This window comes from Thiothrix subterranea, assembly GCF_016772315.1.
Lineage (GTDB): Bacteria > Pseudomonadota > Gammaproteobacteria > Thiotrichales > Thiotrichaceae > Thiothrix > Thiothrix subterranea.
Genome location: NZ_CP053482.1, coordinates 395,254 through 406,647, shown reverse-complemented (window position 1 = coordinate 406,647; position 11,394 = coordinate 395,254). Strand labels below are relative to the sequence as shown.

At 51.0% G+C, this 11,394-nt stretch carries 15 protein-coding genes; 13 read left to right on the top strand and 2 right to left on the bottom strand.

The genetic code is table 11. The features are described 5' to 3' along the window. Positions 1-448: 448 nt before the first annotated feature. On the top strand, positions 449-736 hold the full coding sequence (locus HMY34_RS01990; RefSeq protein WP_202717523.1) for a hypothetical protein: 288 nt from the start codon (positions 449-451) through the stop codon (positions 734-736). 349 nt (positions 737-1,085) lie between these two features. Here HMY34_RS01990 and HMY34_RS01985 read toward each other — a convergent pair whose 3' ends face one another. Continuing rightward, complete coding sequence (locus HMY34_RS01985) at positions 1,086-1,343, bottom strand: Arc family DNA-binding protein (protein WP_202717521.1); 258 nt, start codon at positions 1,341-1,343, stop codon at positions 1,086-1,088. Between the two features lie 369 nt (positions 1,344-1,712). On the opposite strand from HMY34_RS01985, the gene HMY34_RS01980 reads away from it, so the two are divergent. From HMY34_RS01980 to HMY34_RS01925, 12 genes are all read left to right on the top strand, one after another. Then, positions 1,713-1,922: a hypothetical protein gene (locus tag HMY34_RS01980; RefSeq protein ID WP_202717519.1), complete on the top strand. Its 210-nt coding sequence runs from the start codon at positions 1,713-1,715 to the stop codon at positions 1,920-1,922. Next, positions 1,919-2,350, top strand: a complete 432-nt coding sequence (locus HMY34_RS01975) for a hypothetical protein (protein WP_202717518.1) — start codon at positions 1,919-1,921, stop codon at positions 2,348-2,350. Before HMY34_RS01980 ends, HMY34_RS01975 begins: the two co-directional genes overlap by 4 nt. Positions 2,351-2,354: 4 nt before the next feature. Further along, positions 2,355-2,549 (top strand): hypothetical protein, encoded by a 195-nt coding sequence (locus tag HMY34_RS01970; RefSeq protein ID WP_202717516.1) that lies wholly within the window; start codon positions 2,355-2,357, stop codon positions 2,547-2,549. Further along, positions 2,546-2,902: a hypothetical protein gene (locus HMY34_RS01965; protein ID WP_202717514.1), complete on the top strand. Its 357-nt coding sequence runs from the start codon at positions 2,546-2,548 to the stop codon at positions 2,900-2,902. The genes HMY34_RS01970 and HMY34_RS01965 overlap by 4 nt, the downstream gene beginning before the upstream one ends. 10 nt (positions 2,903-2,912) lie before the next feature. After that, positions 2,913-5,042 carry a hypothetical protein gene (locus tag HMY34_RS01960; RefSeq protein WP_202717512.1) on the top strand — a complete coding sequence of 710 codons (2,130 nt, stop codon included), beginning with the start codon at positions 2,913-2,915 and terminating at the stop codon, positions 5,040-5,042. Between the two features lie 67 nt (positions 5,043-5,109). Beyond that, positions 5,110-5,364 (top strand): hypothetical protein, encoded by a 255-nt coding sequence (locus HMY34_RS01955; RefSeq protein WP_202717510.1) that lies wholly within the window; start codon positions 5,110-5,112, stop codon positions 5,362-5,364. A 1-nt stretch (position 5,365) separates the two neighbouring features. Further along, on the top strand, positions 5,366-5,560 hold the full coding sequence (locus HMY34_RS01950) for a hypothetical protein (RefSeq protein WP_202717509.1): 195 nt from the start codon (positions 5,366-5,368) through the stop codon (positions 5,558-5,560). A gap of 142 nt (positions 5,561-5,702) precedes the next feature. After that, entirely contained in the window at positions 5,703-5,900 is a 198-nt protein-coding gene (locus tag HMY34_RS01945) for a helix-turn-helix transcriptional regulator (protein ID WP_202717507.1), read from the top strand. A 172-nt stretch (positions 5,901-6,072) separates the two neighbouring features. Next, entirely contained in the window at positions 6,073-6,687 is a 615-nt protein-coding gene (locus HMY34_RS01940; RefSeq protein WP_202717505.1) for a primase-helicase zinc-binding domain-containing protein, read from the top strand. Further along, the gene (locus HMY34_RS01935) at positions 6,684-8,267 is read left to right on the top strand and encodes a YfjI family protein (RefSeq protein WP_202717503.1); all 1,584 of its coding nucleotides are present in this window, start codon (positions 6,684-6,686) and stop codon (positions 8,265-8,267) included. Before HMY34_RS01940 ends, HMY34_RS01935 begins: the two co-directional genes overlap by 4 nt. Further along, positions 8,267-8,752 carry a hypothetical protein gene (locus tag HMY34_RS01930; protein ID WP_202717501.1) on the top strand — a complete coding sequence of 162 codons (486 nt, stop codon included), beginning with the start codon at positions 8,267-8,269 and terminating at the stop codon, positions 8,750-8,752. The genes HMY34_RS01935 and HMY34_RS01930 overlap by 1 nt, the downstream gene beginning before the upstream one ends. Positions 8,753-9,106: 354 nt before the next feature. Next, positions 9,107-9,670 (top strand): recombinase family protein, encoded by a 564-nt coding sequence (locus HMY34_RS01925; RefSeq protein WP_202717499.1) that lies wholly within the window; start codon positions 9,107-9,109, stop codon positions 9,668-9,670. Positions 9,671-9,802: 132 nt separating this feature from the next. On the opposite strand, the gene purH is transcribed toward HMY34_RS01925, so the two are convergent. Further along, entirely contained in the window at positions 9,803-11,389 is a 1,587-nt protein-coding gene (gene purH / locus HMY34_RS01920) for a bifunctional phosphoribosylaminoimidazolecarboxamide formyltransferase/IMP cyclohydrolase (RefSeq protein WP_202717498.1), read from the bottom strand. Between the last annotated feature and the right edge of the window lie 5 nt (positions 11,390-11,394).

Sequence of the window (11,394 nt, the reverse complement as noted above, 5' to 3'; positions counted from 1 at the left end):
TCACTTTCACACGCTTGCTATTGCTATTCCTGCTATTCCTGCTATTCCTGAAAAGCAGGCATCCAACACCCCAACGGCGTACCAATCAAAACCCGATCAAGAAACCACGCCACCCATTGAACCAGTGAATTAAAAACGCTGTTATAATTTGCCCACTGAATGATGGGCAGGATTAGGCATGGCTAAACGATCACTGCACACTGAGGCGCTTCTACAGCGACCAATCAGGCAGCGGCACGGCTTCACAAGGCGGGTTACGATTCCGGGCAGTGCGGAAACTGGCGGGCGTGTGAACCTGTTATGGTTTGTTAAGGTTTGAACTCTATAAAACTCTAGTAATGTATGTTTCGTGCGGGCATTGAATCAACAGTAGCGACCTGACAAAACCTGACATTTTTGGGCGATTGATTCTAAAATGGAAAACATTTAGAAATTAGAGGGTTACACAATGCCAAGACCAGCAGGCACAGCAAAGACAGGCGGGCGCAAACCCGGCACACCAAACAAGGTTACTCACCCCATCCGTGAAGCTGCTCAAGAGTACACGATTGACGCACTTGAAACGCTGGTGGCAATCATGCGCGACGAAGCAAGCCCACCAGCGGCAAGGGTATCAGCTTGTAATTCAATCCTTGATCGTGGTCACGGCAAACCAACGCAAGCCATTGACCTGAACACGGCGGCAAAACATGAGGAATGGTTAGACCTTCTCGAAGGCGTGAAGGACGTGGACTAAAAAACGCGAAAGCGTGTCTGTGTCGAACTGACAAAACTGACAAAACCCCTCACCATGCTTTCACTATTCAGGGCAAATAGTGCAAGTATGCCCATGATCGGGCGATTGCGGATGAATTCGGGCTGATTGCGGATTAAGTAGCGGCTAATGCGACCTTCACCAGCTCCAGGAACACGCGGGCGTATTGTGGGGCGCTACTCGGTGTCCGTTTTGGGAAGCGTGCGGCAACTCCTCAAATTGAGGGCTTCGTTTTGGGTGTCCGTTTTTGGCATCCAACGGCGGCGGTATCGTTTCCGAAAACGCCACCCTGAAAAATAACGGCCTGTTATGCGGAAAATAGCAGATTGCTCTATTTTTTGACGACGTAAGGCGGCGAATCACCATCAAGCTGATCGGGCAGGTTCTTTGCTGTCCTGAGTTCTTCCCGGACAATCTGGCGCACTTGCGCGGCTGTAAGTGTCTGTTCTTCACCATCTGGCAAACCACTGGCAAGCCGAAGCCTTGCGATTATTTCCGCATTCATAGATCGGCTATTTTCCTCTGATGCTTCCATCAATTCCTGATGCAAATCAACCGGGATTCTGAAAGTTATGCGCGTGTATTCCATCCCTGAATGTTACATCAAAATAGTGTCATCTTTCTATTGACACTGTGGCGGTGTCATGTCACGCTTAAGACACTTAAACAGTGTCACAATGGAAACGACAATATGCCAACCCAAGCAATCAGAACACAGACCCGGTTCAAGCCAGACCTTCACGCATGGCTTGCAGATCGGGCAAAGCGGAACAACCGCAGTTTTAACGGTGAATTGATGGAAGTTTTGAAGCAATTGAAGGAGGCAGAACAGAAACAGACAGCGGCATAAGCCACAAACGAAAACGCCCCAACCGTAACGGAAGAGGCGCTTAAGGGCTGCAAGGTGTTACTAGCACCAGAACAGCCATTTACTGACAACCATAGAAGAGTAACCAGTATGAAAAATGATACCTCAAAACCGCCCAAAATGGGCAACCTTGATGCAAGCGCAATCCTTGCCGACCTCGCGGCAATCCATGCCATTGTCTCGAATCACATCACCTGCATGAACGCTCTGAAGCTGGGCAACCATTGCAACGCTTTGATCGGCGTATTAACCCTGCTTGAATTGCTGGCGGCTGGCATTGATGAGGGGGCGCAATCATGAGCGACCTAAACACCCTCCTACGTGACATTCACGCCCGTGCCGACAGTCTGGCGATCTTTGCCCAACACGCGGCGGCACTGGATAGCACTGTATCCACCCACAAAAGCGGATACGTCGAAAACGTGATTGATACCCTACGTATTCTCGACTGCTTAAAAGTCGATTTGCTTGATTTGGTACGTGCAGAACAGGCACGCACCAACACGCAAGCCTATACCAACCTTCACGGTAAATGCATCGTTCCCCCCGTATGGATTGGCTGGAGGATGGGCATTACTGGCAGTGCGACGAAAACGGCGGCTCGTACTATCACGACTACGGCATGGATTCCGGCGATTATCGCGCCTGTTCCTGCTATTGCATCGGCATTGACCCCACCAGCGGCGCAAGCATCAAAGTGTGGCTCAATTGCGATATGCAGGAGGTAGAGGTATGAGCAAGCGAATCAAGTACGTCTACCTGCAACCCGGACAAGTGCCACCGCAGGCAAACCCCCCAACCAAAACACAAGCAACCCGCACCAGCGCCACAACCCAAACCACAAAGCCGCCTGTCATGGATGGCTTAGCGTGGGCAATGTTGCTGGCAGTGGCGGCGCTGTGGGCAGTAGTGGGGGCAATGTCATGAGCAATCCACTACTGACACCCCAAGAGCAAGCGCATGTTGCCTCTGTGAGAGCGTTACAGCACTTTGACACCCCTACGCTATCCGATAACGCCCCGATCAACTGGGAACGCCTCCACGCGCTAATTCCGTGGATAGCCTTCCTGTTTGCCGGATTCGTTTGGGCGGCATTCCTGCTGATTCCTACGGCATTCGGCCTGCATTACGCGGGCATGTTCCCTGCTGCAAGCAATTGGCTGTATGTCCTGATGGGCTTGACCTTGTGTCTGGCCTGTTTCGTCGCTGCACAAGTCAAACACGGAGCGCGGGCTATCCTGTTCGCGTTCGCCGTACTTCTTTTAAGCTATTGGTTCTGAGGTAAAAATGATGAATAACGAAAACTTCAATGCTGGCCTCGCGTACAGCGATTACAAGACCCGCCAAACGTTCTACATGCTGGCGGCGGCGGTAGCCTTCCTGATGAGTTCTTACTTTGTGGTGGGCTATCTGGCAGGCAATTTGCACGTATTAGAGTGGGATGCATCCCAGTGGGCTAATGGTATCGTAGCCGTCGGCATCACTGCCGTTATGACGGGATACCAATTTATCCTCTACGGTGCGGGCAATGTCGCAGGCGGCAAGAAAGCGACCGTTCTAGCGGTCGTGGTGGCGGTGTCCTTCTCGCTGCTATCCGAAGTCGGGCAAGGCATGGAACGCGATACAATCCGCATGGAAACCAAAAGCCAAGAATCACCAACCTATAAGGCCATTGTTGGCGCGATTGGTGGCACTGCCAGTGCATCGCCCTACTCTGCCGACCTGCAAGCCGCTGAAGTGAAATTAGCGCAATGTGAGCAGCGCCTCGCACAAGGCAAGGAAAAACACTGTGAAGGTAGCAAAGCGCGTGTTGAAGCCGTCAACAAGATGATTGCAGGCCATGCAACGGCAAGCCAATCACAAGCCCTAGCCCTCGCTGCAACCGCTAAAGCGATGGAAAAGGACGAAAAGAATTATGCTGCACTGGTGAGCGTGTTACGTGAAACGTTCGGTGTGTCTGGCACAATCGGCTCGTTTCTTGTCTCGCTAATCATCATCAGCTTTTTCGAGTACGCCTTCCATTACTTAGGCGGGCAATTCGCGGCGGCGCGTGAATACCTGATGGCGCATGGCTATGACGTGACCCGCCATTTACGCCAACCCCCGCGCAAATTTGATGGCAGCATCAGCACCTATTCCGACCGTAGCAGCGAATCCGCTCCCGCATCGGCATTCACCAGTAGCGCCAACGCTGCAAAGCAAACCGTAAGCGAATACGCGGCAAAAATTGAGGAAGGCTTAAAAGCATCCCCCGAAGTGATTGCAACCGAATATGCGCGTGCGCAACATGCCCGTGAACAGATGGCGGCAAAAACAGGCGATGTTTTAAAAACCGTTGGTGATTCAATCGAATCCGCAATTAAAAAACCTGAAGTAGCCGAACGTCATCACCTGTATTGCACACTTGCAAACGGTCGGCAAATGGATAAGGTTTTTAAAGCACATGAAGCAGATGCAGCGCTTAAAGAATGGCAGCGTTTGAATGAAACTGGCATTGGTGAAGATGGCAACCCCATTGCAAGATTAGGTTTGCATCAAACCTATTTTGAAACCGAAAAGGACGCTGAAGCTTTTGAAAAAAAGATCGAAGCGGAAAACCTAAAATGGCAATCTGACGCGCCAGTGATTAAATCGGTAACAGGCTTTAAACAATCACCCGATCAAGCGGCGAATGTTAATAAACTGTATCAATCAGAAATGGAACGCCATGAAGCCGGTAAGGTATTTAATGACGAATCCCCTACCCCGCCAATTCAGCGTATGTCTGTATCTGACACCATCCGTGCGTTAGTGGATACGGTTAAAAAGTCTGGTGCTACCACTGAGGCCGATATTCAAGCGGCGGTATTTGATGGCTATGCAAAACTGTTTAACCCGTGCGATCTTGACGATAAAGACCTGTTAAAAGTAGCGGGCAAAATTGCCAAGAGTGCCACCCCCGCCACCGCATTTCCTGCCATGCCATTCCAGCAACGTACTGGCGCAACCGGCTTGCACAACCCCGCGTTAGGCACTGCTGAAGCAGTCTACCCGCTACCCCTGACAACTTCCCCTGAACTTCCTAAAGGAAGCAAGGGAAGTACTTCCCCTAGCACTTCCCCGAACTTCCTAAAGGAAGCTGAGGGAAGCGCAACTTCCCCCCCTACTTCCCCTACCTCTTCCCCTGAGCTTCCTAAAGGAAGTGAATTCGATCAGTTCTATACGCTGTTCAAGGGGCATGTTCAGGCGGGTGGCAAGTTCTCAGAACCGGCGTGTTTTGATCTTCGGAAGGATAGCCAATTCTTCAGCCAATTGGGTAAAGTGAAAATGAACCCGATATGGAATGAGTGCCTTGATCGAATGGCAGAGGAGGGAATTCTAAAGCCTAACTCTGATTATATTGAAGGTAGCACTTACCCACGTTACAAGAGAGCGGCTTAATTAACCCAAACAGGGCAGGGGATTAAAACCCTCTGCCCATTTAAAACATTCATTCGAGATTTAAATCATGACCGCCATTTACAGAACCCCGCAAGTTCCACACACGAAAGTTTTTTACTGGTTATGCGGATATTGGACGTTTGACAAATCCGAAGCCGATTTGATTGATGACGGCTTAGAAAGCTCATCCCTGCATGGAACGGCATATTTCCCAAGTGGTGCGCCCCCTGAACTGATCGACGCTGAAATAAAGTTGTTGGTGCAGAACCAGCGCCCAGCGCGTGACGGTGTTATTACAAGGGCGATTAACAGGAGTTTTTGAAATGGAACACACAGACATTCCCCAAAACATGACCAGCTTTGAATACTCGGAACATCACCGGAAGATTCAAACCCGTTACGGCAACTCGAAAGCAGAACCCGCGCAACCCGCACCAACTGGCGCGATGGCTGACGCATTCGGCAAGATTCGGCGGAAAGATGAAAAATTAACGAATATAGCAAATTGTTATATTTAACGGTAAGTAATTGATTAGGATTGGCAACATGTAAATATAGCAAATTGTTATATTTTACAGTTACTTATTCAATCAATACACGTTGCAGCGAGTCGCAAATAAAGGCATATTCGATTTTTTATGACGATTCAGGAAAAAACTTGTGCAAAAAATCAATCTGGACAACTGGCAAACCAAAAAATTGAACGTGCGGGAAATGGCGGCACTGTACGGCGTGTCTATCGCGACTATCTGGCGTTGGACGGCGGCGGGGCGACTACCACAGCCGCAAAAGGTCGGGATCAATACGACCAGATGGGACGGGGCGGCAGTAGCGGCGGCTATGGAGTCGGCAGCATGAGGCGGGCAGGGCATGGGGGATTATCGCCCCCCGTAACGCGAAACCCCCACAAGCTGGCAGGCTTGCAGGGGCAAAAAGGAAAATCAAATAACTCCTCACTGGACAAGGAAAATTATAGCAGTTTGTTATATGTACGGGCAACAACAGGACACATAACATGTAAGGTGCAATCATGACCGCACGGGCAAAAAACCAATATCTAGGCTTTCCAGAGGTGCGCACGGCAGCGGCGGGGCAGTGGGAACAGATTCACCGGTCGTTAGGTATCCAGCTTGCCAGCACCTCACACCTTAAGCATACCCCTTGCCCTGCATGTGGTGGGCGTGACCGCTTCAGGATTGATGCAACCTATCAGAATACCGGGCGGTGGATTTGCAGCGGGGGCGGTGATTTGCAAAGCGGTGATGGCTTTTCATTGCTCGGTCATGCATACGGCTGGACACCATCAGAACAGCTTCAGGCGGTCGCTGAATGCCTAGGGCTTACCAATGCCAGCGACAGAGAGCGCGAAACCCTACGGCGCAAGGCTGAGGCACAAGCGGCGGCAATGCTGGCAGATGCGCGGCGCAAAGACGAACAAGCGCGGCGTGATGCAAACATACTGTCAGCACTCCAAGACCTTGAAGACCTGATTAAGCACCGGCAATACCTACAGCGGCAAGCACACCTCACAAGCAGTTTGCACCGCGTCACGATCAACCCATTAGAGGATGAACTTTCAGCGGCTTACACCCTGAACATGCTGATTCTCGAAATCTACGCATCACAAGGGAGCAACGACCAATGAGACAGTTTATTGCTATGGATGATTACCGCGCAAACCGCCAATCAGAAAGACCCGCGTATCAGTGGGCAACACCTGAGCCACTCACACAGCAAAGTCATGCAGCACCTTACCCGATGGATGCACTACCGGGCATTATCGGCGGCGCAATTCGTGAGGTAGTGGAAATCGTTAAATGCCCTGCTGCACTCGCTGCAAACTCTGCTTTGTCGGTACTGGCGACAGCTTGCCAAGGTGTTGCAAACATCAAACCAAACCCACGATTAAAGAAGCCGTCGCCCCTCAGTTTGATTATGGTCACGATTGGAGATCCCAACGAACGCAAAAGCGCGGCTGATGACTTCTTTTCTGAGGAGATCGGCGAATGGTGCGATACCAAAACGCAAGAGCTTGAACCCGACCTGAGAGCATACAAGGCTGAATTTGCAAGCTGGAACGCTCAAAAGCGCGGATTAGAGAAAGCCATTGAAAGCGCGGCATCCAAGGGCGACCCGGCAAGCCTGCAAAAGATGCAAGAGGCACAAGAAAAACTTGTATGGCTAGAGCAAAACGAACCCGCCAAGGTTTACACGCCAAAAATGACCACTAAGGACGCAACACCCGAAGGCATAGCTAAGCACTGCATGAATAAATGGCCTAGCTTGTGCAATATGGCGGCTGAAGCGGGCGCTGTGTTTGGCGGGCATGGTATGGCAAAGGATAAAGCTATGCGCAACTTTTCCCGCATTAATGAAATGTGGGAAGCTGGCAAGATCGAAGTAACCCGCAGTAACGAAGAGGATAGCTTTACCCTTACTGGTGCGCGGTTTTCAATGGGGCTTGCCATTCAACCCGATCTTATCCGGGAGTTTTTCGAGACGAACGGAAGGGGGGCGACGGGTTCGGGCTTCTTTGGACGTTGGCTATTGTCATTCCCTGAAACAACGCAAGGCACACGCATGGAAGACGTTGAAACGCTACTGACTGAATCCGAAACGCCAAACATTGAAAAATTCCGCAAGCAACTACATGAAATACTTGAACAGCAATACACTAACGGGAAAGGCGGTAAATTTGACAATTTGCCAACGCTTCAGTTATCGCGGGAAGCCCTAGAAATATGGGTAAAGTATCTTAATTCGGTGGAAAGTGCGTTAGGTGCTGGATGCGATTTTGAAGGGGAAGGGAAGATTGCGGGCAAGAACCCCAACAGCGCGGCGCGATTAGCTGGCTTGTTCCATTTGTTTAATGGTGGGCATGTTCTGGACGCAATCAGCGGCGAAACTATGAGGGCGGCTTGCAGGCTGGCAGGATGGCACTTGTACGAAGCGCGGCGCTTCTTTGGTGAAATCGCTTTACCCAAAGATGACATTGAAGCCGTAAAGCTGGATACGTGGCTAATTGCTGAATGCAAAGCGACTGGAAGCAATGCAGTAGGCAAAACCAGTGCAATGCAGCGCGTAACCCCTGCAAGTTTGCGCAAGGTCGACAAACTGAATAAGGCACTCGACACGCTGGAACGTGCAAACCGTATCCGCCAAACGAAAGAGGGCAAAATAGCTGTGATTGAAGTAAACCCGGCATTGCTGGAAGGCGGCAAATAATGGCACTGAGAGACTGGCTTAACCCCGATTACGACCCGCTCGCTACTGAAAAACCTGCTATTTGCTCAAAAAGTGAGCTAAAAATAGCAAGAATAGCAAGACTAGCACCAGAAATAGCAAACCCTGCTATTCTGCAAAGTATTGATTCTAAAGATGAATTATCTAGGAATAGCAAGAATAGCAGGAATAGCAATAGCAACGCGCCAGAACTGAAAAAGCAGGGTATGAAACGGCTGGAAGCGGCGGCGGCTGGCTTGCCTGTCACTGTCGAGGAACTGGCGGCTTTCTTTGGTGATGACCTGCAATCATTCGGCACTGGTGAGGTAAAGCAGGCAGGTATTGTGACGGCGGTTCGTTGGTTCGCTTTTCAACACCTTGGACGGGTACAGCCTCAAACTGAGGAGATACCGGCGGGAATGGTTCGCTGTACTGACTGCCTGCAAGATCGTTGCAAGCATAGGCAAGTTACCCCGTGGGGGAGGTGATTATGCAATCTTCACCCCAATGGCGATGGTGCAACGATTACACGGCACGGGTTCACCAGCTTGATGAATACCGGAAGCGATGAACCACCACCCAATGAATGAGCCGCACCTGATGCGGCTTTTTTGCGTCTGGATGGCAGGAAACCAACTGTACTAAATATTGAAACATTTAGTACAAAACAAGAATCCTTGTATCAGGGCGTGGAATGCGGGTTTATGCCGTGTCATAACTGTACTAAAACTTGTACTAAAATAGTGTTAGCTATCATCTAAGATATTTAGTACAATAGTTACAAGTTAAGTTACAGTTTTTACACACCATGCCACGGCATGACACAAACAGGGGATAACAGGATGAAAATCGGATATGCACGGGTAAGTTCGACAGGGCAGGACTACCAGACGCAACTGGACAAGCTCCAAGCGGCTGGATGTGAAAAGATATTCCATGAAAAGCAAAGCGGCAAAAGTGCAGATGATCGGGCGCAACTTCAGGCGGCGCTAGAATTTGCGCGTGATGGTGATATTTTCGTAATCACCAAGTTGGACAGGCTGGCACGTAGCATGAACGACCTGACAAGCATCACCAGCAAGCTACAGAAAAACGGTGTTGGCTTTGTTGTGACCGATCAGCAGATTGATACCACCACACCAACGGGTAAGTTACTGTTCAACATCCTAGGTTCATTGGCAGAGTTTGAGCGTGACCTTATAAACGCACGCTGTGACGAAGGACGCAAAGCAGCGAAAGCCAAGGGCGTACAGTTTGGGCGCAAACCCAAGATGACCGATGACCAGCTCGAAGGTATCCGGGCGGATGTGAAGGCCGGGATTCTTTCCATGCAGGCTATTGCCGATAAGTACCAGATAGCGCGTAACAGTGTTTACAGGCTGGCAGGGGCGAAAGAAGCCGCATAAGTACCAATAGACAAGGCCGGGCAAGTTCCCGGCTTTATCGTTTCTGCGATACTGCATAACACACGGTACTTGCCCGGTATGTCATATATTCACAATATTGCTAAGTTAATGTTTTAAATCATAAAAAAGCAATCAGTGCCTAAAATGGCGCATCCCCGTGAACACCATCGCCATCCCATGCTCATTTGCCGCCGCAATCACTTCTTCATCGCGCATGGAACCACCCGGTTGAATCACCGCTTTAATACCTGCGGCGGCAGCACTGTCGATACCATCGCGGAACGGGAAGAACGCATCCGATGCCATCACGGAACCCGGCACAACTAAACCTGCGTGTTCGGCTTTGATGGCGGCGATGCGTGCTGAATTGATACGGCTCATTTGACCCGCGCCCACACCAATCGTCATATTACCGCTGGCGTAGACAATCGCATTGGATTTAACGAATTTGGCAACCTTCCAAGCAAATTGCAGGTCGAGCAACTCGGCATCCGTTGGTTGGCGCGTAGACACGACTTTCAGCTCATCCAGCAACGCGATGTCAGCCGTTTGCACCAACAAGCCACCGTTAACCCGTTTGAAGTCGAGGCGATTGGGAACGTCACCGCTCCACATATCCACGGTCAACAAGCGCACGTTTTTCTTGGCAGCAACCACCGCAACAGCTTCAGGCGAAACCCCCGGTGCGATAATGACTTCCACAAACTGACGATCCACGATCACTTTTGCGGTTTCGCCGTCTAACGGTTGGTTGAATGCAATAATGCCGCCGAAGGCTGATTCAGGGTCAGTGCTGTAAGCGCGGTTGTAGGCTTCCAGCAAATTCGCGCCGATGGCAACGCCGCACGGGTTAGCGTGCTTGACGATAACGCAAGCCGGTGCGCCGTCGAATTGCTTGACGCATTCGAGTGCGGCATCGGTGTCGGCGATATTGTTGTAAGACAATTCCTTGCCTTGAATCTGGATGGCGGTAGCAATGCTGCCTTGTGGGGCGTTGTATTCGGCGTAAAACGCGCCCGCTTGGTGACTGTTTTCACCGTAACGGCAATCTTGCTTCTTCTCGACTTGCAGGCTGAAAGTGCGCGGGAACGTCGCGGGTGCGGCATGGCTGGCTTCGCCGACCCGTGCGCCGAAATAGTTGGCAATCATGCCGTCGTAACGTGCGGTGTGTTCAAACGCTTTAATCGCCAAATCAAAACGGGTAGCCGGGGTGATGCAGCCTGCGCTGGCTTCCATTTCCGCCTGAATACGTGCGTAATCGCCGGGTTCAGTCACGATAGTCACATGCGCGTGGTTTTTGGCACTGGCGCGAACCATCGTAGGGCCGCCGATGTCGATGTTTTCAACCGCGTCTTCAAAGCTGCAACCGGGCTTGGAAACGGTGGCTTCAAACGGGTAAAGGTTAACCACGATCAGGTCGATACGCCCGATATTGTGTTCTGCCATGACCGCATCATCTTGTCCGCGACGTGCCAAAATGCCGCCGTGAATTTTCGGGTGCAGGGTTTTCACGCGCCCATCCATCATTTCCGGGAAGCCGGTGTAGTCGGACACTTCGGTGACGGGTACGCCATTATCCGCCAGCAGCTTGGCAGTGCCGCCCGTGGACAGTAAATGTACGCCTTGGCTGTGCAGGAACTGGGCAAATTCCAGCACGCCGGATTTGTCGGAAACGCTCAGCAAAGCGCGGGTGACAGGCAAGTTAGAGGCAGTCGTCATCGTGT

Coding starts and splice junctions, on each gene's coding strand:
- purH (WP_202717498.1), bottom strand. CDS start 11,389: ATGACGACTGCCTCTAACTTGCCTGTCACCCGCGCTTTGCTGAGCGTT.
- HMY34_RS01970 (WP_202717516.1), top strand. CDS start 2,355: ATGAGCAAGCGAATCAAGTACGTCTACCTGCAACCCGGACAAGTGCCA.
- HMY34_RS01960 (WP_202717512.1), top strand. CDS start 2,913: ATGAATAACGAAAACTTCAATGCTGGCCTCGCGTACAGCGATTACAAG.
- HMY34_RS01950 (WP_202717509.1), top strand. CDS start 5,366: ATGGAACACACAGACATTCCCCAAAACATGACCAGCTTTGAATACTCG.
- HMY34_RS01930 (WP_202717501.1), top strand. CDS start 8,267: ATGGCACTGAGAGACTGGCTTAACCCCGATTACGACCCGCTCGCTACT.
- HMY34_RS01975 (WP_202717518.1), top strand. CDS start 1,919: ATGAGCGACCTAAACACCCTCCTACGTGACATTCACGCCCGTGCCGAC.
- HMY34_RS01935 (WP_202717503.1), top strand. CDS start 6,684: ATGAGACAGTTTATTGCTATGGATGATTACCGCGCAAACCGCCAATCA.
- HMY34_RS01940 (WP_202717505.1), top strand. CDS start 6,073: ATGACCGCACGGGCAAAAAACCAATATCTAGGCTTTCCAGAGGTGCGC.
- HMY34_RS01925 (WP_202717499.1), top strand. CDS start 9,107: ATGAAAATCGGATATGCACGGGTAAGTTCGACAGGGCAGGACTACCAG.
- HMY34_RS01980 (WP_202717519.1), top strand. CDS start 1,713: ATGAAAAATGATACCTCAAAACCGCCCAAAATGGGCAACCTTGATGCA.
- HMY34_RS01965 (WP_202717514.1), top strand. CDS start 2,546: ATGAGCAATCCACTACTGACACCCCAAGAGCAAGCGCATGTTGCCTCT.
- HMY34_RS01955 (WP_202717510.1), top strand. CDS start 5,110: ATGACCGCCATTTACAGAACCCCGCAAGTTCCACACACGAAAGTTTTT.
- HMY34_RS01985 (WP_202717521.1), bottom strand. CDS start 1,343: ATGGAATACACGCGCATAACTTTCAGAATCCCGGTTGATTTGCATCAG.
- HMY34_RS01990 (WP_202717523.1), top strand. CDS start 449: ATGCCAAGACCAGCAGGCACAGCAAAGACAGGCGGGCGCAAACCCGGC.